Source organism: Cupriavidus sp. GW823-FHT07A04 (genome assembly GCF_058794615.1).
In genome coordinates this window covers 49,260-70,093 of sequence record NZ_JBXAHA010000011.1, presented here as the reverse complement: position 1 = coordinate 70,093, position 20,834 = coordinate 49,260, and the positions used below count along the sequence as shown (strand labels likewise).

Here is a 20,834-nt window from a genome sequence, read left to right as displayed (position 1 = left end):
GACACCCAGACCAGAGATGACATTTGTATCCGTTCTCCTCGCGCTGATCGCCGAGCAGTTCCGCGCCCTGGGCCGCAACAATCCGATCTACGACATCGTGCGCGTTCTTGCCGAGCGCGCCGAGCATGCCTTTGACACCGGGCGCCCGCGCGATACCGCGCTGGCCTGGTTCACGGTGGTGCTGCCGCTCACGCTGACCGCCATGGTGGTGCACTACCTGCTGGCCTCCATCAGCGTGGCGCTCACGCTGGCGTGGAATGTCCTGCTGCTCTACCTCACCCTGGGTTTCCGGCAGTTCAGTCACTTCTTCACCGATATCCACGAGGCGCTCAACCGCGATGACCTGCCGCGCGCCCGCGCGCTGCTGCACCAGTGGACCGGTCTCGAAACCATCGAAATGCCGGTCACGGAAATCGTGCGGCATACCCTGGAAGCCGCCATCGTGGCAGTGCACCGGCATGTGTTCGGGGTGTTCTTCTGGTTCCTGGTGCCGATCGGCCCGGGCGGCGTGGTCTTGTACCGCATCGCCGAGTACCTCGCGCGCCACTGGAATATCCCCTCCACGGAGCGCAGCCCCGCGCTGGGCCGCTTTGCCGCGCGTGCCTTCTACCTGCTGGACTGGATTCCCTCGCGGCTGACCTCGGTCGGCTTTGCCATCGTTGGCAATTTCGAGGATGCGGTCTATGCGTGGCGCAACCATGCGCGCAAGTGGAACGATGCCGTCAACGGCATCCTGCTTGCCAGCGGCGGCGGCGCGCTTGGCGTGCGCCTGGGGGTGCCTCTGGCCGAAGAGAGTACTGCCGTGGTGCTGCGCACCAGCCTGGCCGGCCCGGCGGTGGACTATGCACCGGGCATGGAAGACGATAGCGAGCCCGAGGCGGTCGCGCCGGAATTCGGGGTGGAGCCCAACGTGCGTACGCTGCAATCGGCCATCGGCCTGGTGTGGCGTGCCGTCGTGCTGTGGATGCTGCTGCTGGCGATGTTGTCGCTGGCGCTCTGGGTGGGCTGAGCCAACCCCGCTGTATCCGTTGACCGTTGACCATCGACGCCCGCGCTTGCCGCGGGCGTTTCACTTTCAGGGTTGCCGCGGCGCGCCGCATTGCCAGCACGAGCCGAACTGCGCATCGTGCCATTCCCCGCAGGACACGCAGGCCCACCGCGGCCCCGGCGCCGGATTGGCGGCGGCGTGCAATACCTCCCAGGCCTCGGCCTCCCGTTCATCGTCGATCAGCCAGACCTGGGGCGCGCTTTCGCGAAACGGGATGTCGCCCATGGCGCCAGCCAGCCACGTATTGCGCAGGTCGGCGCGGATGCCGGCGGCTTCCAGCACGTTCTGGCAGTGCGCGGCATGGACGAGGGAAGGGGTCGATAGCAGTAGTTTCATCGGGATCGGGTGCGCTGCATGCCCGTTTGCCTGCAGGCGGTGCGCCCGATTACCTTACCACGGCTTTTGCTGGCGGGATTCGTGCAGCAGCTGCGTGTAGAGCTGGTGGCGCCGGCCGGAGATCTCGCCGGCCTTCATCGACGCCAGTACACCGCAGCCGGGTTCGTTGATGTGGTGGCAATTGTAGAAGCGGCACTCGGTCAGGCGTGGGCGGAATTCAGGGAACGCGCGCTCCAGCATGCCTTCGCTCAGGTGGTGCAGGCCGAACTCCTGGAAACCCGGCGAATCGATCAGGCAGCCACGCTGGCGCGCTTGAGGATCTGCGCCATCCGCGCTATCCACGCCATCGGCCTCGCCATCCACGCTGGCGGGCAGGTGGTAGAGGCGGGTGAAGGTGGTGGTGTGCTTGCCCGAATCCAGCTTGGCGGAGATTTCCCGGGTTTGTGCTTCCACGCCCGGGATCAGCAGGTTCAGCAGGGAGGACTTGCCCATGCCCGACTGGCCGATCAGGATGCTGGCGCGGTGCGCCAGCTGCGGGCGCAACTGCGCCAGCGTATCGTCCGGCGATCCGTGCACCGACAGGAACAGCGTCTCGTAGCCAAGCCCGCGGTACAGCGCCAGGCGGCCGCGCGCTTCTTCCAGCCGCTCGGTCAGGTCGATCTTGTTGAGGATGATCAGCGGGCGGATGCCCAGTGCTTCGGCGGACACCAGCGCGCGGCCCAGCAGGTCTTCCGAGAAGCCCGGCTCGGTCGCCAGCACGATCACTACCTGGTCGATATTGGCGGCCAGCAGCTTGGACTTGAACTGGTCCGAGCGATGCAGCAGGTTCTTGCGCGGCTTGAAGCCGGTGATCACGCACTGGTCGGACGCGGCGCGCTCGATGGTGACGCGGTCGCCGACCGCGCATTCGCTGCGCTTGCCGCGCGGGAAGCCGTGCAGGCGGCTGCCGTCGTCCAGCTCGATCACATAGTGGCGCCCGTGCGCGGCGACGATCAGCGCCTCCTCGGCGGCGGCGCCATTGGCATTGGCTTTGGCAGGGCTTGGGGCGCGCTGCGGGCCTCCCCGGCTGGCGGCGCGGCTCATGCGTGCGCCAGCAGGCGGTCGATCCGCTGTGCTGCCGGTGGGTGCGAGTAGTAGAAGGCGCTGTAGATCGGGTCGGGGGTCAAGGTAGAGGCATTGTCCTTGTAGAGCTTGACGAGGGCAGAGACCAGGTGGCCGGCATCGGTCTGGCCGGCCGCAAACGCATCCGCCTCGAATTCATGGCGGCGCGAGGTCTGGCTGGCCAGGGGGCCGAGCAGGAAGGTGAATACCGGCAAGGTCAGGAAGAACAGCACGAGGGCAAGGGCGTGATTGGTGGTGCCGAGGTTGGGCAGCACGCCCAGCCCGGTGTAGAACCACGTGCGGCTGGAAAGCCAGCCCAGCGCGGCGAGGAAGACCAGGCTCAGCGCAAAGCTGACCAGCATGCCCTTGAGGATGTGGCGCCGCTTGAAGTGGCCAAGCTCATGCGCCAGCACCGCTTCGATCTCGTCATCGGCAAGGCGCTCCATCAGCGTGTCGAAGAAAACGATGCGCTTGGCCGCGCCGAACCCGGTGAAGTAGGCATTGCCGTGCGCGCTGCGCTTGCTGCCGTCCATCACGAACAGGCCGCGGCTGCGGAAGCCGCATTTCTGCAGCAGGCGCGTGATGCGGGCTTCCAGCGAGGCATTGGCCAGCGGCTCGAAGCGGTTGAACAGCGGCATGATCACCGACGGGGCAATCATCTGCACAAAGATGGTGAAGGCGATCCACGTCAGCCAGGTCCAGGCCCACCAGTACTCGCCCATATGTGCCATCAGCCACAGCACGGCGAGCAGCAAGGGCAGGCCTAGCACGCAGCCAATGGCGGTCATCTTGAGCATATCGGCCAGGTAGAGCTTCCAGCCCATGCGGTTAAAGCCAAAGCGCTGCTCGATGCCGAACTGCCCGTAGAGCGAGAAGGGCAGGTCGACCAGGCCCCCGATCACGGCCACGCTGGCGATCAGCGCCACGCTGTAGGCGTAGCCCGGGCCGAAGGTGTCGATCCAGAACTGGTTGATCCACTGCAGCCCGCCCAGCATGGTCAGCACGATCAACAGCGCTGCGCCAGCCAGCACTTCCAGCATCGACAGCCGGGTGCGGGCGATGGTGTAGTCGGCCGCCTTCTGGTGGGACGACAGCGTAATGGTGTCGGCAAAGCGGGCAGGCACCGCATGACGGTGTTGCGCCACATGGCGCACCTGGCGGGCGGCCAGCCAGAGCTTGGTCAGCACCATCAGCATCAGGGCGGCTAGGAACAGAAACGTGAACATCGGGCAGAGCCTTGTCGTGTGAAGCCTTGGCGTACGCGGTGGCGGCCGGACCGCCGAAGCGGGTTTCCGAGCGCGTTGGAACCGGCGGCGGCGGCGGATATGCGAGAATTATAAGTTGTTCGTGCCCGCTGCCCCGTGTTCCTGATCCGGAGCGCGGGCGCGCCCCCTTTTGCTTCTCTTTCGATTGCAGTCCAGATGACCAGCCAAAATACCCACGTCCCCAGCGGCGTCAAATCCGTCAAGAGCGAAAACAACCTGATCTGGCTGGACATGGAGATGACCGGCCTGATGCCCGACACGGACCGCATCATCGAGATCGCCATCGTCGTGACGGACTCCGAACTCAACATCCTGGCCGAAGGCCCGGTGCTGGTGATCCATCAGGAAGACGCCGTGCTCGATGGCATGGACAACTGGAACAAGGGCACCCACGGCCGCTCGGGCCTGATCGACAAGGTCAAGGCCTCGACCCTGACCGAAGCCCAGGCCGAGGTCGAGCTGCTGGCCTTCCTCAAGCGCTGGGTGCCTGCCGGCAAGTCGCCCATGTGCGGCAACTCGATCTGCCAGGACCGCCGCTTCATGGCACGCTACATGCCCAAGCTGGAGGCGTTCTTCCACTATCGCAATCTCGACGTCTCCACGCTCAAGGAGCTGTGCAAGCGCTGGGAGCCGGCCATCCACAAGGGCTTCATCAAGCGCCAGCTGCACACCGCGCTGGCCGATATCCTGGAGTCCGTGGAAGAGCTGCGCTACTACCGCACCCACTTCATCCGCCAGTCGGCACCGGCGGCAGCACCTGCAGCCGCGGCCGAGGCCGAAGCGAGCGCAACGCCGGACACCCCGGCCGCCTGATTTTTTCTCCTCCCATGTCACTGCCAAGGCGCCCTGCGGGGCGCTTTGGCTTAACGGCAGCCCGCCCATGCTTGCGCGCATCGTCTCGATCATCACGCCGGTCATCCTGATCATCCTGGTCGGCTGGCTCTACGGGCGCCGCGCGCATCCCGACATGTCCGGGATCAACCGCGCCACGCTCGATGTGATCGCGCCGCTGCTGGTGGTGTCGGCTTTTGTCAGCAAGGAATTCGTGCTGGCCGACCAGCTTGTGCTGCTGGGTTGCGCGGTTGCCGTGGTGCTGGGCTCGGGGTTGCTGGCGTGGCTTGGCGCGCGGCTGCTGGGGGCGGATCCGCGCACCTTCGTGCCGCCGATGATGTTCAACAATTGCGGCAACATGGGCTTGCCGCTATCGGTGTTCGCGTTCGGGCCGGTCGGGCTGGCGCCCGCGGTGGCGCTGTTCGCCGCGTCCAACCTGATGCACTTCACCATCGGCATGAAGATCGTCAACCGGCACGCGTCGATCACGCAGATCGCGCGCAATCCGATGGTGCTGGCAACGGTGGCGGGGGTGGGATTGTCGCTGGCGCGGCCGTGGTTCTCGCTGCCGGAGCCGGTGTTCCAGTCGATCAAGCTGCTGGGCGACGCCACTGTGCCCCTGATGTTGTTCGCGCTCGGCGTGCGCATGAAGGACGTGAGCCTGCGCAACTGGGGCATGGGCGCGATCGGCGCCGTGGTCTGTCCGCTGACCGGCATCGCCTGCGCCTTGCTGCTGGCGCAGGTGGTGCCGCTGACCCAGCTCCAGCGCGGGCTGCTGTTCGTGTTCGCGTCGCTGCCGCCGGCCGTGCTCAACTTCCTGGTGGCCGATCATTTCCGGCAGGAGCCGGACCAGGTGGCGTCGATCGTGCTGCTGGGCAATGTGGCTGCCGTGGTGTTCGTGCCGGTGGGACTGTATCTGGGGCTGCGATAGCGTGGCTGCCCCCTGAGGTTCACGCGGCGGGTTTGGCGCGGATCGCGTGCTTGGGGCGCCACACCTTGGCCACGGCTTCGTCAGTGTCGATGTAAGGCCCGCCGATCAGGTCGACGCAGTAGGGCACGGCGGCAAAGATGCCTTGCACGATGGATTTGCCATCCTCGCCACGCAGTCCTTCCAAGGTTTCACGGATGGCGCGCGGCTGTCCCGGCAGATTGATGATGAGGGCGGCGCGGCTGGCGGTTTCGCGAATCACCGCCACCTGCCGCGACAGGATGGCCGTGGGCACGAAGTGCAGGCTGACCTGGCGCATCTGCTCGCCAAAGCCAGGCATTTCCTTGGTGCCTACCGCCAGCGTGGCCTCGGGGGTAACGTCGCGGCGCGCCGGGCCGGTGCCGCCGGTGGTCAGCACCAGATCGCAGCCGGCCACGTCGACCAGCTCGATGAGCGTGCGCGAGATCAGCGCCTGCTCGTCAGGGATTAGCCGCTCCACGGCCTGCCAGGGCGAGCTCAGGGCGCGCCCGAACCAGTCGCGCAGCGCCGGGATGCCCTCGTCCTGGTAGGTGCCGGTCGAGGCACGGTCGGAGATCGAGACAAAGCCAACCAGCAGTTCGTCCGGGTGCCTGCGGGCAACGGGATGGACCAGCGCGGGCGTTGTGGTTTGCGTCATCTTGTCCCCATTTCCTTGGTTGCTGCGTTTTGGATGTCGGCTATATGCCGGTTATTCGCCGGCTTCCGGCTCGGGTTCCTGCTCGCCGGTGGCCGTGGCCTGCTTGCTTTCCAGCGCGGTCTTGACGGCCTGGAACAGCTCGCGGAAGTAGCGCGGCGGCTTGTTCATCTCGTGCTCTTTGCGCGCGTTGCGGATGATGTTGCGCAGTGCCTGGACGTCGCTGGCCGGGTGCTCGGCCAGGAATTTCGTCAGCGCGGCGTCGTCCGCCAGCAGCAGCTCGCGCCAGCGCTCGACCAGGTGCAGCTTAGCCGTCTCGGCCTTGCTGGTGCCCTTGAAGCCTTCCAGCACGCGCTGGATGGCGGCCACTTCGTCATCGTCCAGCCTGCGCATGACCTTGCCGACATACTGCATCTGGCGGCGCTTGCCTTCGTGGTTGGTGATGCGCCGCGCGTCGCGGATGGCATCGGCCAGCGCTTCAGGCATGGGCACGCGCGCCAGGCGGTCCTTGGGCAGGGCCTCAAGTTCCACGCCCAGGTCTTGCAGGGCGAGCATGTCGCGCTTTTTCTGCGACTTGCTCTTGAGCATGTCGTCGTCGTCGGCCGGCTCAGGGGTGAACGGGTCGGGGAAGCCGGAGGCGTTCCGGGGGGAGGGGCGGGTGTTTCGCGTCATGGTTGGCATTTTATCTTGCTATGATTCTTGTTTGGACTTTTGATGACCGCGCCCACAATGGATCAATCCGCAGACCAGACCACCCACTTCACTTATACCCAGGCCCAGCTCAGCGAGATGGCCGCCGATGTGCTGCGGGTGGCACGCGAGCTGGGCGCCACCGACGCGGCTACCGAGATCTCCGAGGGCAGCGGCCTGTCGGTGTCGGTGCGCAAGGGCCAGGTGGAAACCATCGAGCAAAACCGCGACAAGGTAGTGGGCGTCACGGTCATGATCGGCCAGCGGCGCGGCAACGCCAGCACCTCGGATTTCTCGCCGGCGGCCCTGCGCGCCACGGCCGAGGCGGCTTACAACATCGCTCGCTTCACCGCGGAAGACGATTGCGCCGGCCTGGCCGAAGAAGCGCTGCTCGAGCGCAACCCGCAGGATCTCGACCTGTTCCACCCCTGGAATATCGACGCTGAGCAAGCCATCGAGCTCGCGCGGCGCGCCGAGGCGGCCGCCTTCGCGGTCTCGTCGCGCATTCGCAATAGCGACGGCGCCAGCGTCTCGGCCCAGCATTCGCAGTTCGTGCTGGCCACTTCGCGCGGCTTCACGGGCGGCTACCCGTATTCCCGCCACTTTATTTCCTGCGCGCCGATCGCCGGCACCGGCAGCGGCATGCAGCGCGACGACTGGTACTCGTCCAAGCGCGCGCCCGGCGCGCTGGCCGCGCCCGAGGACATCGGCCGCTATGCCGCCGAACGCTCGCTGGCCCGCCTGAATGCGCGCCAGTTGTCGACGCGCCGCTGCCCGGTGCTGTTCGAGGCACCTCTGGCCGCCGGCCTGCTCGGCGCCTTCGTGCAGGCCGTGTCCGGCGGCGCGCTGTACCGCAAGTCGACCTTCCTCTACGACACATTGGGCAAGGCGGTGTTCGCGCCGCATATCCATATCCACGAGCAGCCCCACCTGCCGGGCGCCATGGGCAGCGCACCCTTTGACGAAGAAGGCGTGAAGACCCACGCGCGCGATGTGGTGCGCGGCGGCGTGGTGGAAGGCTATTTCCTCTCCACGTACTCGGCGCGCAAGCTGGGCATGACGACCACCGGCAACGCCGGCGGCTCGCACAACCTGACGCTCTCCAGCAAGCTGACCACGCCGGCAGACGACTTCGCCGGCATGCTGCGCAAGCTGGGCACCGGCCTGCTGGTGACCGAGCTGATGGGGCAGGGCGTGAACTACGTGACGGGTGATTACTCGCGCGGCGCGTCAGGCTATTGGGTCGAGAACGGCGTGATCCAGTACCCGGTGGAAGAGATCACCATCGCCGGCAACATGAAGGAGATGTTCCAGCAGATCGTGGCCATTGGCGCCGATGCGCTGGTGCGCGGCACCAAGGAAACCGGCTCGGTCCTGATCGAGCAGATGACCATTGCCGGCGGCAACTAAAACGACAGCGGCGGCCTGAAGACAGGCCGCCGCGCGCGTAAAACGTCAGCGACGTCAGCGACGCTTGAAACTTTCCGTTTGAGGCGGCCGTTATTCCTCGCCCGACGGCGGGCGCTCGTACGTCACGAACGCGTAGTCGAAACCGTTCGCCTCCGAATGATGCCGCTCGCGCTGCGTCGCGACCCACTGCTGCGGGTCGATGGCCGGAAACACCGCGTCGCCCTCCACATCCGCATCGATTTCCGTCACCACCAGCCGGTCAGCGCTGGGCAGGGCCTCGGCATACAGCTGCGCGCCGCCGATCAGGAAGATCTGCGGGGCGCCCACGCATAGCCGCTGCGCTTCTTCCAGCGAGTTCGCCACGTCGCAGCCCTCGATGCGCAGGTCGCGGTTGCGGCTCACCACGATATTGCGCCGGCCCGGCAGCGGCCGGCCGATCGACTCCCACGTCTTGCGGCCCATCACGATGGGCGCGCCCATGGTGGTGCGCTTGAAGTGCGCCAGGTCCTCGGGCAGGCGCCAGGGCAGGGTGTTGTCGCGGCCGATCACGCCGTTGCGGGCTTTCGCCACGATCAGGGTCAGCAACGTCATACGGCCACCGGTGCCTTGATGGCCGGATGCGATTCGTAGCCCACCAGTTCGAAGTCCTCGTATTTGTAGTCGAAGATGCTGTCGGGCTTGCGCAGGATCTTCAGTTGCGGCAACGCCATCGGTGCGCGCGCGAGCTGGGTTGCCACCTGCTCGGCATGGTTGCTGTAAATGTGGCAGTCGCCGCCGGTCCAGATGAAGTCGCCTACCTCCAGCCCGGTCTGCTGCGCGATCATGTGCGTCAGCAGCGCATAGCTGGCGATATTGAACGGCACACCAAGGAAGATATCGGCGCTGCGCTGGTACAGCTGGCAGGACAGGCGGCCGTCGGCCACGTAGAACTGGAAGAATGCATGGCAGGGCGGCAGCTTCATCTGCGCGATCTCGCCCACGTTCCAGGCCGATACGATCAGCCGGCGCGAATCGGGATTGCTGCGGATCTGCGCCATCAGGTCGGTGATCTGGTCGATGTGGCGGCCGTCCGGCGTGGGCCACGCGCGCCACTGCGAGCCATAGACCGGCCCGAGCTCGCCGTTTGCGTCGGCCCATTCGTCCCAGATGCTGACGCCGTTGTCCTTCAGGTACTGGATGTTGGTCGAGCCCTTCAGGAACCACAGCAGTTCGTGAATGATCGACTTCATGTGCAGCTTCTTGGTGGTCACCACCGGGAAGCCTTCGCGCAGGTCGAAGCGCATCTGGTAGCCAAACACCGAGCGCGTGCCGGTGCCGGTGCGGTCGGCCTTTTCGGTGCCATGCTCTTGCACATGGCGCATGAAGTCGAGGTACTGTTTCATCGGCGCGGGTGTTGGGGAAAAGTGACGCGACAGCGGTGTGCGCGTATGGCAGGCAATCTGCTAACCGAATAGCAAATTGCTAAAGGGTTAGCATTTTATCGCAAAGCAAAACGGGCCGCCTTTCGGCGGCCCGTGGCGACCCGTTTTCAGGTTCCAGCTAGCTCGGCGGCGCTGGCGCCGTCGCGCATTACTGCGCGGCAGTAGCCGGAGCCCGGCGCTTTTGCACCAGGTAGCCGCCGCCCAGCACGCCGCCGACGACCACCACGAACAAGCCGTAGTAGGCCAGTGCGTTGCTGTTGAAGAACTCCTTCACCAGCGGCTCGCTGACGATCATCTTGACTGCCGTGAAGGCCAGCACGCCGGCACCCGCGAAGATGATCGAGGGGAAGCGCGACATCAGCTTGAGCACCAGGCTCGAGCCCCACACCACGATGGGGATGCTGATGAGCAGGCCCAGCACCACCAGCAGGAAGCTACCGTGCGCCGCGCCAGCCACAGCCAGCACGTTGTCCACGCCCATCACAGCATCGGCGATGATGATCGTCTTCATCGCGCCCACCAGGGTGGTTGCGCCCGCGCCATGCTCGTCGCCATTGCCGTCATCGGACAGCAGCTTGTAGGCGATCCACACCAGGGCCGCGCCGCCGATCAGCAGCAGGCCAGGGATCTTGAGCAGCCACACCACGCCGACCGTCATGGCCGAACGGACCACGACCGCGCCGACAGTCCCCCAGATGATGGCCTTCTTCTGCAGGTGGGGCGGCAGGTTGCGCGCCGCCAGGGCGATCACGATCGCATTGTCGCCGGCCAGCACAAGGTCAATGACGACGATGGATAGCAGTGCCGTCAGGAACTGCATCGTGAACAAATCGGTAAACCATTCCATGAAATCTCCTCGAACAACGAATAGCTAAGAGCCGTGCGTACGCACCGGTTTGGCCTGGAGACATGATGTGTGGGAGCTTGGGGCGCCTTTGCAAACCATGAAACCAGGTTGCAAAGGTCTTGCTCGACCGCTGATGGTACTTGGCGCGGTCAGCACAACCGGAGACTGTCAGTCCCGGAATGACGATTGTGCTAAGGGCATGGCCCCGGAGCTACTCCCCTTTGAGGGGCGATCCAATCCGGGCGAGCCCGAAGCAGATACGCTGAGGCGGATTATAAACGATGCTGCGTATTTTTTGTGGGGGCGCTGTGGCGGCATTGCGGCGGCAAACTGTTGTTGAACAAGGCGCACTTTCTGGTTTTCACTGCACTGAGGATTTTGTGCAATGCGGTAAGCACACTCCGCGCTCGCCAGCTATCCTGAGAAGACTTGCATCGGCTGATGCGCCCCAGACGTCACCGGAGGCGGATCCCTTGCAACTCCCGCGCATGCCGTGACGTGCGGGCCCCTGGGGGTTTTATGCAGTGCCCATCGACCATCAAGGAAACGTCATGCCGGCAGTCCCGACCCCGCTGAATCCACTGAACGTACGCCTCAATCACACCCAAGCCAATCACAACGGCACCTCGGCCCTGAAACCCAACGGCCCCCCCGCCAGCAGCGTCGTCGTCGGCAACGGCCATGCGCAGCCGAACCCGGTGCCCCGGCTGGATTTCATCCAGCAGTACCACGAGGACAGTGGCGCGCTACGCGGCGAGATCACGCGCGGCCTGCTGGCCGGCGCCGCCAGCATCAGCCCCAAGTTCTTCTACGACGTGCTCGGCTCGCGCCTGTTCGAGGCCATTACCGACCTGCCCGAGTACTACCCCACGCGCACCGAGGCCGCGGTCTTTTCTGCATTTGCTCCCGCCATGGCCGCGCGCGCCGGCAGTGGCTGCGTGCTGATCGACCTTGGCGCGGGTAACTGCCAGAAAGCGGCCCGGCTCTTCGGCAGCCTGCAGCCGGCGCAATACGTGGCGCTGGATATCTCGGTGGAGTTCCTGCGCGGCACGCTGTTCTGCCTGCAGCAGCAGCATCCGCAGATTCCCATGCTTGGCCTGGGCGCCGACCTGTGCGTGCCGCTCGATCTGCCGCCCGAGGTCAGGCACGGGCGCCGCCTGTTCTTTTATCCAGGATCCAGCATCGGCAATTTCGCACCAGCCCAGGCGCAGGCCTTGCTGCAGCGGCTGCGGGCCGCGGCGGGCAGGGGGGATGGCGTGCTGATTGGCGTGGACCTGCTCAAGGACGAGCAGGCGCTGGTGGCCGCCTATGATGACCCGCTGGGTGTGACCGCCGCCTTCAATCGCAATGTGCTGCGCAACCTGAATCGCATCGTGGGCAGCGACTTTCAGCTTGAGGACTGGCGTCATGTGGCCAGCTTCGACCGCGAGGGGTCGCGCATCCAGATGCACCTGCAAGCTGAGCGCGAGGTCACCGTGCACTGGGCGGAGGGTAGCCGCGGCTTCCGCGCGGGCGAGCAGATTCATACGGAGGATTCGTATAAATACCGCCCTGACGACTTCGCTGCCTTGCTCGAGGCTGCGGGCTTCGACGATCCGGTCTGGTGGAGCGATCCGCGCGGATGGTTCGCGGTGTTCCACGCCCGGGTCTGAAGTCTGAGGCTACGGTGCCCACCGCGAGGGGGCGGCTGGGCCTGGTGTCATAATGCCCGCATCTATCCGGCGAAAGGTGCGGCGCATGGCGCACGCGGCTCGCCGGATCACGCAACCGGGTGCCAATCCCATTCTCCGGCAGGGTGTTCGATGAGCGGCTTTTCCATGCTTCCCGACCTTCATTTCAACGGCGGCAAGGCCGTCTGGGCCGATGCCCGGCGGCTGCCGCGCGAAGGCCTGGCGCAGGCGCTGGTGGAAGCGCGCAACCGCACCCTGGCCTGGCTGGCCGCTTTTGGCCAGACCCGGCGTGGCTGGGAGGTGCCTCGCCAGGATTTTGCCGACCCGCCGTTGTGGACGCTCGGGCATGTGGCCTGGCACGCCGAATGGTGGTGCCTGCGCGACGTGCGCACGCTCGAGCGCGATGGCGCCTGGCTGCAGGTGGCCAGTGTGCCGTCGCTGCTGCCCGGCGCCGACGAGTGGTTCGATCCCGATCGCATCGATCCCGATGCCCGCTGGGAGGTCACGCTGCCCGACGTGGCCGTGGTCAAGCGCTACGCCGCCGACGTGCTCGATGCCGTCCTGCGCCGGCTGGCGGCGCAACCCGACGATGGCGATGCCACGCTCTATGCCTGGCGCCGCGCGCTGTTTCACGAGGACCGCCAGGGCGAGGCCATCGCCGCTCTGCTGCAGGCGCTGGGCGTTGCCCCGGTGGAGCCTGCGGTCGTCCTGCCGTCGGTATCGGTGCCGCACGGCGGTACCTTGCAGTTTCCCGGCGGGCGTTTCATCCAGGGCTGGAACACGCCGGATGGTTTCGCGCTGCCCGACGAGTTGCCGCCGCAGCCTACCTATGTGCCAGCTTTCGAGATGGATGCCGCGCCGGTCAGCAATGCGCAGTTCCTCGATTTCGTAGAGGACGGCGGCTACGAGCGCGCGTCGTGGTGGTCGGCGGCGGGGCGCCAGTGGCTGATGATGCAGGATCGCTCGGCGCCACGTTACTGGGCCCGCCATTCTGAGTCGCGGGCCTGGATGGCCTTGCGCTTCGGCAGTCTGCGCACGTTGAACCCTGACGAGGCGGTACGTCACGTCAGCCTGTTCGAGGCGCAAGCCTGGTGCGCCTGGGCAGGCCGGCGCCTGCCCACGGAAACGGAATGGGAGCTGGCGGCGGTCCAGGATCGGGGCGGCCTGCGCTGGGGCATGGTGCGCGAGTGGACGGCGACGCCGTACGAGCCCTACGCGGGATTCGAGGCGGACCCCACCGATATGGAATACGTGTACTGCTTTGCCAGCCACCAGGCGGTACGGAGCACGTCTTTCGCCAGCCCGGCGCGCCAGCGTCATGCGCGCGCGCGCATGGCGCTGCTGCCCGAGGACGATTTCGCGTTCGTCGGTTTTCGCAGTTGTTCGATGTAGCGGGGCGCTGGTTGCCCGTGGCGAGCGCCGTTGGTTGAGGCGGCCAAAGCCAAAGAAAAAGGCACCCGAAGGTGCCTTTTTCTTTGGCTTTGCGAGAGATCACCGCCTAAGCGGTGAACCTGTTCAGCCTGCCGAATTAACGCTCGAAACGCGAGCGGCCGCCGGTGTTGCCGTTGCCGTTGCGCTGACCGCCGCCGAAGCTGCGGGGGGCGCCATCACGGTTGCCATCGCGGTTGCCGAAGCTGCGGCCTTCGCCGCCACGGTAGCCACCGTTGCCGCCATTGCCGGCTGCACCGCCGCCAAAGCCGCCACGATTGCCGTCGCCGAAGCTGCGGGGAGCCGCGCCGTCACGATTGCCGAAGCCACGATTGTCGCCGCCACGGTAGCCGCCGCCTTCGTTGTTGAAGCTGCGCTGGCCGCCGGCTGCGCCCTGGCCGCCCTGGCCACGATAGCCGGTGCTGTTGCCATTGGGGTTGCCCAGGCCGCTACGGTCGCCGAAGCCACGGTTGCCGTCACGGTCGCCGAACGGGCGATCGCCTGCGGGACGCGGGGCGCCGTCACGGCTGCCGAAGCCGCGGCTTTCGCCGCCGCCGAACTTGCGGTCGCCAAAGCTGCGGTTTTCACCACCGCGATAGCCGCCGCCATTGCTGTTGCCACGGTAGCCACCGCGGTCACCACCCGGCTTGCCGGCGAAGCCCGAACGCGGCTTCGGCGAGCGACGCGGCTCCAGGCCTTCGATCACCGATGCGTCGACACGGTTGTTGGTGAAGCGCTCGATGCGCTTCCACTGGAACATGTCGCCGTGGTTCACCAGGTTGATGGCGACGCCCGAGCGGCCAGCACGGCCGGTACGGCCGATACGGTGGACGTAGTCTTCCGCTTGCTTGGGCAGGTCGAAGTTGACCACGTGGGTGATGTCGGGCACATCGATGCCGCGTGCGGCCACGTCGGTTGCCACCAGGATGCGCAGGTTGCCGCGGCGCAGCGAGGTCAGCGTGCGGTTACGCGCGCCCTGGGTCATGTCGCCGTGCAGCGCGCCGGCTGCGAAGCCGGTGTCCGACAGGCGCTCGGCCAGCGAATCGGCATCACGCTTGGTCGCGGTGAAGACGATGGCTTGCTTGAGCGTGGTGTCGCGCAGCAGGTGGTCCAGCAGCTTTTCCTTGTGCGACATGTCGTCGGTGAAGTGCAGGCGCTGTTCGATATTGCTTTGGTCGGCGCGGGTCGCGGCGATTTCGATGCGTTGCGGATCGCGCAGCTGACGCGAAGCCAGCTGGGCGATGCGGCCGTCCAGCGTGGCCGAGAACATCAGCGTCTGGCGGGTGGCCGGGGTAGCGGCAACGATGGCGTCGATGTCGTCGGCGAAGCCCATGTCGAGCATGCGGTCGGCCTCGTCGAACACCAGCATGTCCAGCTGCGACAGGTCGATACGGCCGGCTTCAACGTGGTCCAGCAGGCGGCCCGGGGTAGCGACCAGGATGTCAGGCATCTTGGACAGCGCGGCGAGCTGCTTCGGGTAAGGCATGCCGCCCAGGATGCTGGCGCAGACGATGCGGCGCAGGTGGCGGCCGTACTTGGCGGTGGCTTCGGTAACCTGCAGGGCCAGTTCGCGGGTCGGGGTCAGCACCAGCAGCGCGGGTTGCGCCGGCGACGGACGGGGGCGCTTGCCCTTCATGCGCTTGACCGGATCGTCCGAACGCGGGCGATTCGGCGAAGCCTTCTCGCTGATGCGCTGGATCGCCGGCAGGATAAAGGCGCCGGTCTTGCCCGAGCCGGTCTGGCTCGACACCAGCAGGTCGCGGCCAGCCAGGAAGGCGGGGATCGCTTGTGCCTGCACCGGGGTCGGGGTGGTGTAGTTCAGTTCAACCAGGGCGCGAAGAATGGCTTCTTCGAGGCCGAGCTTGGCGAAGCCGTTTTCGGCATCGATGGCAACAGCGGCAGGCGCCGCCACGGCGGCTTCCGGGCTGAGGATGGCGTCGAGCTTGTCGAGCGGGCTCGGTTCCTGGATAGCGGGGGTGGCGATGGCTGCGGCTTCGATCGATGCGTCGGCGGCGGAGGCAAAATCTTGCTCCGCACGAATGTCGTGCTGGGTCATGTCGTAATTTTCTTTAAATGCATGGCACCCCATGCCGAACTAGCGAACAGGGGCGGGCGCAGTGCAAAGTCTTAAAAAGGCTTCGGCGCCAATCGGTGAGGCCGTTACGACAGACACAGCTGGCAGTACGGCGGCAGGCAGGGTGACACCGGGCACAAGGCCGGGCGGCAGTCCCTGGCAGGCAAACAGCTCTATAGAGCTATTCAACAGGATCGGAGACGAGGCGACGTCGGTGAGAAATGCGTTCTGTCGGGTATCACCACTTGGCCTTGATGCAGCAAACAGCGCGGCAACATAAAGCAGGCCAGTCGGCGGGACCGGGGAGCAGAGCTTGAGAGCGGGGGCGGTATCGCCTGCCGGAAGAACCCGGCTGGCGTGTTGCACAACTCACAGTGCGAACTCACGGCGCGAATTATAGCAGAAACAAAAGTAAGTTTGTTGCACTGCGATAGGAATTCCTTTCTGAGGCCGATATGCGGCTGAAGCACGAGATTTTGCGTGCTATCGCGCACTTTTCGAGGCATTTACCCCTGCCGCATTCAAAGTTGCATCCGTAGGCTGCCTGCCTATACTGAAGCCGTCGGGCACACGGTTGCCCGGCAAGGTGGCGGACCTGGAATACCCGCTGACCTTCCTCGGCGCTTTGCTTTAAGTGCTGCTAGCCGCTGATATCGCGGCAGTCGGCGTCAGTGCCAGCTTTCCTTCGACTCTCCGGGTGGTCCGGAGGGACGTCCGCGTCATGGGCGGAATCATGGGAAACGCTGCTTGCAACGACTGTTGCCGCGATAGCGCCGGCGTTGACCTGGAAGGTCCGGACCGTCCGCAACCAGCCCGCCAGTTTCCTGGCGGGCTTCTCGTTTGTGGGGCTGGCGGTTCTGCTAACCGCGCCTCGCCTCGCCACGCCGCTGCGTTTCCTTCGCGCGACAAAAGTCATCCATGGATACCTTTGCTAACAGCCAGAAGTTCCGGGTCAGGCTATTCTCGCTCCTGAACAACACAGGCAAGCGAGAGAACAATATGCGAAAGATTCTGTTGTGCGCGGCAGCAGTAGCGGGCTTTGCGGGTGGATTGGGCGTGGCGCCGGCGGCGCTGGCCCAGGTGTCAATCAATGTGGCGATTGGTGTTCCGCCGCCCGCCCCCGTCTATGAAGCCGTCCCGGTTGCGCGTCCCGGCTACGTCTGGGCCCCCGGCTACTGGGATTGGGACGATCGCGGCCACAAGCACAAATGGAAAAAGGGCAAATGGGAGCGCGAGCGCGCCGGCTACGTCTACGAGGCGCCGCGCTGGGTGCAGGCCAGCGGTGGCTGGGTGTTGATGCCCGAGCGCTGGGACGGACGCGGCGACGGTGGGTATGGCAAGAAAGACAAGGGCTATCACTGTCCCCCGGGGCACGCCAAGAAAGGCGAGTGCTGAATAGGGAGTGGCGCGTTTCTTGGGCGGTGAGGATTTTGATATACTCCGGCCTGCTCCGGGATCCGCGCCGCCAAGGCGCACTCACCGATCCGGGAGTGTCTATCGTCTCGCCGTAGTTCAATGGATAGAACACGCGCCTCCTAAGCGTGAAATGCAGGTTCGATTCCTGCCGGCGGGACCACCCCACAGGTCTCAGCGGTCCATCAAAGCTCCCCCGGTTGAAATGCAGAGGCTTGCCGCCGCGCGGCGCATGCGTCTCAATGCGTCCCCATCTTCGAAAACAGCTGAATCACCGCCACTCCCGCAATAATCAGCCCGATCCCCACCCAGGCCGCCAGATCCGGCACTTGCCGGTACAGCAAGCTGGCAATCAGCGTCACGAGCACGATCCCCGCGCCGCACCAGATCGCGTAGGCGATGCCCACGGGCACGGTCTTCATGACCTGCATCAGCAGGAAGAAGGCGCTGACATAGCCGGCCACGACCAGCACGCTTGGCCATAGGCGCGTGAAATTCTCGGCGGCCTTGAGGCTGCTGGTGGCAATGACTTCGGCCGCGATGGCGAGGGCCAGTAGTACATAGGCATTCATGGATGGGTTCTTCACGTTGGCTGTCGCTGGGGCCACATTTTCCCATAGCTGCCCGGCGGGCCTTTCCGGGTGTACAGTGCAAAGCATGCTCGAGGCCGCTTTGCGGGCTGGTGATCCCTCCTTTCGGGTGGTTGTTCCTTGCGGGGATGCCATCTTCAATCGAGGTAGAAGCGCGCCGTCCAGGCGCCGGCAGTCCGGAGTCGTGTCGTGGGGTGGTCGCGGTAGCCCCGACCAGCTGGCAGTCGTGATAAAGCCAGCGGCGGGTGAGTCAGGTTTGCAGGGGAGCGTCATGAAAGGCGAGGATGAGGTTCAGACCGTGTGGCCGCAGGTGGATGGCCAGACGACGGGTCAGGGGCTCTGGCAGAACACGATTGCCGCAGCGGATGTGGCACTGGAAGAGGCGTCGCGCATACAGCGAGGCGTGCAGCACAACCTGAAGCTCCAGCAGGAAGTGAGGGCGCTGCGCGAGGAGTTGTGCAAGGCGCACGGCGAGCTGGATCGCTACCGTGGCATGCATGCGCGCGTGGTGGTCGGCATGCGGCAGCTGGAGGAGGGTAACGCTGGCGAGATTAGCCGCCTGCGCGCCGAGAGCGAGATGCTGATGGTGCGCCACCGGGTCTACAAGCTGCTCTCCGAGCACTATGCGCTCACCGCGCTGCGCTTTGATCCCGCCACGTTTGCCGAGCACCGCGACCGGGTGCTGCAGCACATCCTGTTCCAGCGGCGCAAGGGCACACCGGTCTCCGGGATCGGCGCCGCGGACATTGCTTTCCTGCTGCTGTAAGCGCTCGCGCTTACCCAGCCTTGGCGGCAGTACGCGGTCGCAAGACGATCAGCGCCAGCATGCCGCCCACCACACCCCAGAAGGCCGACCCCACGCCGGCCAGCGTCATGCCTGAGGCGGTGATCATGAATGTCAGCAGGGCGGATTCGCGCTCGGCCGGCGTTTGCATGGCCGTGGTCAGGCCGCTGGCGATGGAGCCGAGCAAGGCAAACGCGGCCACCGCAACGACCAGCGCTTTGGGGAACGCCGCGAACAGCGCGGCGATGCTGGCTGCCAGCGCGCCCGCAACCAGATAGCCGATGCCACAAACCACCGCTGCTGTATAGCGCCGGTTGCGGTCGGGATCCGCTTGCGCGCCGGTGCAGATGGCCGCGGTAATGGCCGCCAGGTTGATGCCGTGCGAGCCGAACGGGGCGAGCAGGGCGGAGGCGACACCAGTGACGGTGATCAGCGGCGAGGCCTGTACGTGATAGCCGTCGGCGCGCAGCACCGCCAGCCCGGGAATATTCTGTGACGCCAGCGCCACGATGAACAACGGTACCGCGATGCTGACGAAGGCTCGCAGCGAGAACGCCGGCGTGGTCCACACCGGCTTGGCCAGCGCGAAATGGAACGATTCGAAATGCAGCTGGCCAAGCGCGCCGGCCAGCGCCACGCCCGCCAGCAGCACGCCCGGCACCGCGTAGCGCGGCCAGAAGCGCTTGCCCAGCAGGTACAGCGCGAACATCACCAGCAGCAGGGTCTGATGCTGGGCTTGCACGAACACGTCGACGCTGATGCGGAACAGGATGCCGGCGAGCAGCGCTGAGGCAATGCTGGCCGGCAGCGCGCGCATCAGTTTGTCGAACCAGCCGGTCATGCCGGCGGCGGTCATCAGCACCGCCGCCATGACGAAGGCGCCGATGGCTTGCGCGTAGGGAACGCCGGGAAGGCTGGCGATCAGCAGGGCGGCGCCAGGGGTGGACCAGGCAACGACGATGGGCGCCCGCGTCAACAGGGACAGCCCGATGGTGGTCACGCCCATGCCGATGGACAACGCCCAGATCCACGAAGCGACTTGCGCGTCCGACAAGTGGGCGGCCTGGCCGGCCTGGATCATCAGCACCAGCGAACTGGTGTAGCCGGTCAGCATGGCGATCAGCCCGGCGACCAGGGCGGAGACAGAGAGATCGGTCAGCTTCAGGGGCGTGATGGACATGGGGCGGGACATGGTGCGGCACCCGACGCAAAGCGTGCGGAAAAAGCGGCTGGGCCGCCATCTTCGCACGAGTTGCGCCGTTGCGGACGCGCGCTCAGTCGGCGACCTTGTCGCTGGGGAACTTGAAGGAATCGCGCAGCAGGTAGCTCATCGGGATGTCGAGGTTGACCCCTTGCGGCGGGATCGGCGACTGGAACCATTTCTTGTAGAGCTTCTGGGTATCGAGCGAATAGATGGAGGCGACCAGGATCTTGTCCACCAGCCGCTTGAACTCGGCGTCCTGTTTCGACAGCATGATGGCGTAGGGCTCGATCGTCAGCAGCTCGTTGGTGACGGTGTAGCGGGCCGGGTCGCGCGCATTGGCGCGCAGGCCGTAGAGCAGCACGTCGTCCATCACGAAGGCGTCGGCCTTGCCTTGCTCGACCATGGCGAACGCCTCGGCGTGGTCCTTGGCTTCCACCACGTGGATCTGCATGGCGCCGGAGCCGTTGATCTGGCGCACTACCGCGAGCGACGTGGTGCCCACCGTGGAGACGACCGTCTTGCCGCGCAGGTCGCCCAGCTTGCGGATGCCGGAGTCGGTCTTGACCAGCATGCGGCTGCCGGCGATGTAGTGTGCAATGGTGAAAGCAACCTGCGCGCGCCGCTCGCGGTTGTTGGTGGTGGAGCCGCATTCGAGATCGGCCTTGCCGTCGACGATGGCGGCGATGCGGCTGGCCGGCGTGACAGGAACGAATTCCACTTTGAGGCCTGGGAGCCGGAGCGCGCCGCGCAGGGCGTCGGCCACCCGCAGGCACAGGTCGATGGCATAGCCGTAGGGCTTGCCGTCGGCCACGAAGGAGAACGGCACCGAGCTCTCGCGGTGGGCGATGCGCAGAACGCCGGTCTGTTCGATGCGCTGCAGCACTGGCGTGCTGCCGGACTGCGCGGCGGCGGGCATGGCGACAACGGCGAGTGAAAGCGAAAGCAGGGTCGATAGCACAAGCAGCAGCGGCAAGCGCTGCGCACGCGGATGGATCATGGAGTTCCCCGTACAAAGAAAAAGGCATCAAGCGGAATTGGCGTTGGGTCGCCTCTCACCGGTTCGGACCGGTTCTTGTATTGCTGCCGTTGTGCTGCGGCCTGCCGGCCGCCGGCCATTGTTC

At 65.7% G+C, this 20,834-nt stretch carries 20 protein-coding genes and 1 tRNA gene; 9 read left to right on the top strand and 12 right to left on the bottom strand.

Annotated elements, in window-relative coordinates; all coding sequences use genetic code 11:
• The first annotated feature begins 16 nt into the window (after nucleotides 1-16).
• Nucleotides 17-1,009, top strand: a complete 993-nt coding sequence (locus AC1Q7Q_RS19895; RefSeq protein ID WP_253931787.1) for a CobD/CbiB family protein — start codon at nucleotides 17-19, stop codon at nucleotides 1,007-1,009.
• Nucleotides 1,010-1,075: 66 nt separating this feature from the next.
• On the opposite strand, the gene AC1Q7Q_RS19890 is transcribed toward AC1Q7Q_RS19895, so the two are convergent.
• The 3 genes from AC1Q7Q_RS19890 to AC1Q7Q_RS19880 are packed head-to-tail and all read right to left on the bottom strand — an operon-like array spanning nucleotide 1,076 to nucleotide 3,711.
• Nucleotides 1,076-1,384: a putative signal transducing protein gene (locus AC1Q7Q_RS19890; protein WP_150990815.1), complete on the bottom strand. Its 309-nt coding sequence runs from the start codon at nucleotides 1,382-1,384 to the stop codon at nucleotides 1,076-1,078.
• 54 nt (nucleotides 1,385-1,438) lie between these two features.
• Nucleotides 1,439-2,467, bottom strand: a complete 1,029-nt coding sequence (gene rsgA / locus AC1Q7Q_RS19885) for a ribosome small subunit-dependent GTPase A (protein ID WP_043348197.1) — start codon at nucleotides 2,465-2,467, stop codon at nucleotides 1,439-1,441.
• Nucleotides 2,464-3,711: a M48 family metallopeptidase gene (locus AC1Q7Q_RS19880; protein ID WP_492375435.1), complete on the bottom strand. Its 1,248-nt coding sequence runs from the start codon at nucleotides 3,709-3,711 to the stop codon at nucleotides 2,464-2,466. The genes rsgA and AC1Q7Q_RS19880 overlap by 4 nt, the downstream gene beginning before the upstream one ends.
• 195 nt (nucleotides 3,712-3,906) lie before the next feature.
• On the opposite strand from AC1Q7Q_RS19880, the gene orn reads away from it, so the two are divergent.
• On the top strand, nucleotides 3,907-4,563 hold the full coding sequence (gene orn / locus AC1Q7Q_RS19875; protein WP_492375434.1) for an oligoribonuclease: 657 nt from the start codon (nucleotides 3,907-3,909) through the stop codon (nucleotides 4,561-4,563).
• A gap of 67 nt (nucleotides 4,564-4,630) precedes the next feature.
• Entirely contained in the window at nucleotides 4,631-5,512 is an 882-nt protein-coding gene (locus tag AC1Q7Q_RS19870; RefSeq protein ID WP_043348188.1) for an AEC family transporter, read from the top strand.
• A 19-nt stretch (nucleotides 5,513-5,531) separates the two neighbouring features.
• Here the strand turns inward: AC1Q7Q_RS19870 and mog are convergent, their stop codons facing one another.
• Together mog and yjgA are read right to left on the bottom strand one after the other, a co-directional pair.
• Entirely contained in the window at nucleotides 5,532-6,185 is a 654-nt protein-coding gene (gene mog / locus AC1Q7Q_RS19865) for a molybdopterin adenylyltransferase (RefSeq protein ID WP_492375433.1), read from the bottom strand.
• A 51-nt stretch (nucleotides 6,186-6,236) separates the two neighbouring features.
• Complete coding sequence (gene yjgA / locus AC1Q7Q_RS19860; RefSeq protein WP_416049263.1) at nucleotides 6,237-6,854, bottom strand: ribosome biogenesis factor YjgA; 618 nt, start codon at nucleotides 6,852-6,854, stop codon at nucleotides 6,237-6,239.
• A 57-nt stretch (nucleotides 6,855-6,911) separates the two neighbouring features.
• Here yjgA and pmbA point away from each other — a divergent pair, with 57 nt between their 5' ends.
• The gene (pmbA, locus tag AC1Q7Q_RS19855; protein WP_492376080.1) at nucleotides 6,912-8,282 is read left to right on the top strand and encodes a metalloprotease PmbA; all 1,371 of its coding nucleotides are present in this window, start codon (nucleotides 6,912-6,914) and stop codon (nucleotides 8,280-8,282) included.
• Nucleotides 8,283-8,372: 90 nt separating this feature from the next.
• On the opposite strand, the gene AC1Q7Q_RS19850 is transcribed toward pmbA, so the two are convergent.
• The 3 genes from AC1Q7Q_RS19850 to AC1Q7Q_RS19840 form a co-directional block, all read right to left on the bottom strand.
• Nucleotides 8,373-8,873 carry a dihydrofolate reductase gene (locus AC1Q7Q_RS19850; protein ID WP_492376081.1) on the bottom strand — a complete coding sequence of 167 codons (501 nt, stop codon included), beginning with the start codon at nucleotides 8,871-8,873 and terminating at the stop codon, nucleotides 8,373-8,375.
• A complete protein-coding gene (locus AC1Q7Q_RS19845) occupies nucleotides 8,870-9,664 on the bottom strand; it encodes a thymidylate synthase (RefSeq protein ID WP_174427375.1) in 795 nt (264 codons plus the stop codon). Before AC1Q7Q_RS19845 ends, AC1Q7Q_RS19850 begins: the two co-directional genes overlap by 4 nt.
• Before the next feature lie 187 nt (nucleotides 9,665-9,851).
• Complete coding sequence (locus tag AC1Q7Q_RS19840) at nucleotides 9,852-10,550, bottom strand: TerC family protein (RefSeq protein WP_492376082.1); 699 nt, start codon at nucleotides 10,548-10,550, stop codon at nucleotides 9,852-9,854.
• A 551-nt stretch (nucleotides 10,551-11,101) separates the two neighbouring features.
• On the opposite strand from AC1Q7Q_RS19840, the gene egtD reads away from it, so the two are divergent.
• Nucleotides 11,102-12,202: an L-histidine N(alpha)-methyltransferase gene (egtD, locus tag AC1Q7Q_RS19835; protein ID WP_492376083.1), complete on the top strand. Its 1,101-nt coding sequence runs from the start codon at nucleotides 11,102-11,104 to the stop codon at nucleotides 12,200-12,202.
• Nucleotides 12,203-12,352: 150 nt separating this feature from the next.
• Nucleotides 12,353-13,612: an SUMF1/EgtB/PvdO family nonheme iron enzyme gene (locus tag AC1Q7Q_RS19830; RefSeq protein WP_492376084.1), complete on the top strand. Its 1,260-nt coding sequence runs from the start codon at nucleotides 12,353-12,355 to the stop codon at nucleotides 13,610-13,612.
• A 136-nt stretch (nucleotides 13,613-13,748) separates the two neighbouring features.
• On the opposite strand, the gene AC1Q7Q_RS19825 is transcribed toward AC1Q7Q_RS19830, so the two are convergent.
• A complete protein-coding gene (locus tag AC1Q7Q_RS19825; RefSeq protein WP_492376085.1) occupies nucleotides 13,749-15,704 on the bottom strand; it encodes a DEAD/DEAH box helicase in 1,956 nt (651 codons plus the stop codon).
• 1,017 nt (nucleotides 15,705-16,721) lie between these two features.
• Here AC1Q7Q_RS19825 and AC1Q7Q_RS19820 point away from each other — a divergent pair.
• Together AC1Q7Q_RS19820 and AC1Q7Q_RS19815 are read left to right on the top strand one after the other, a co-directional pair.
• Nucleotides 16,722-17,117 (top strand): YXWGXW repeat-containing protein, encoded by a 396-nt coding sequence (locus AC1Q7Q_RS19820; RefSeq protein WP_492376095.1) that lies wholly within the window; start codon nucleotides 16,722-16,724, stop codon nucleotides 17,115-17,117.
• A 106-nt stretch (nucleotides 17,118-17,223) separates the two neighbouring features.
• A tRNA-Arg gene (locus AC1Q7Q_RS19815) sits at nucleotides 17,224-17,298 on the top strand.
• Nucleotides 17,299-17,374: 76 nt separating this feature from the next.
• Here AC1Q7Q_RS19815 and AC1Q7Q_RS19810 read toward each other — a convergent pair.
• On the bottom strand, nucleotides 17,375-17,707 hold the full coding sequence (locus tag AC1Q7Q_RS19810) for a DMT family transporter (RefSeq protein ID WP_492376096.1): 333 nt from the start codon (nucleotides 17,705-17,707) through the stop codon (nucleotides 17,375-17,377).
• A 289-nt stretch (nucleotides 17,708-17,996) separates the two neighbouring features.
• Between AC1Q7Q_RS19810 and AC1Q7Q_RS19805 the strand changes: the two genes are divergently transcribed.
• Entirely contained in the window at nucleotides 17,997-18,491 is a 495-nt protein-coding gene (locus tag AC1Q7Q_RS19805) for a hypothetical protein (RefSeq protein ID WP_492376086.1), read from the top strand.
• Between the two features lie 10 nt (nucleotides 18,492-18,501).
• Here the strand turns inward: AC1Q7Q_RS19805 and AC1Q7Q_RS19800 are convergent, their stop codons facing one another.
• Together AC1Q7Q_RS19800 and AC1Q7Q_RS19795 are read right to left on the bottom strand one after the other, a co-directional pair.
• On the bottom strand, nucleotides 18,502-19,689 hold the full coding sequence (locus tag AC1Q7Q_RS19800) for a benzoate/H(+) symporter BenE family transporter (RefSeq protein ID WP_492376097.1): 1,188 nt from the start codon (nucleotides 19,687-19,689) through the stop codon (nucleotides 18,502-18,504).
• A 94-nt stretch (nucleotides 19,690-19,783) separates the two neighbouring features.
• Entirely contained in the window at nucleotides 19,784-20,710 is a 927-nt protein-coding gene (locus AC1Q7Q_RS19795; RefSeq protein WP_492376087.1) for an amino acid ABC transporter substrate-binding protein, read from the bottom strand.
• Nucleotides 20,711-20,834 lie beyond the last annotated feature (124 nt).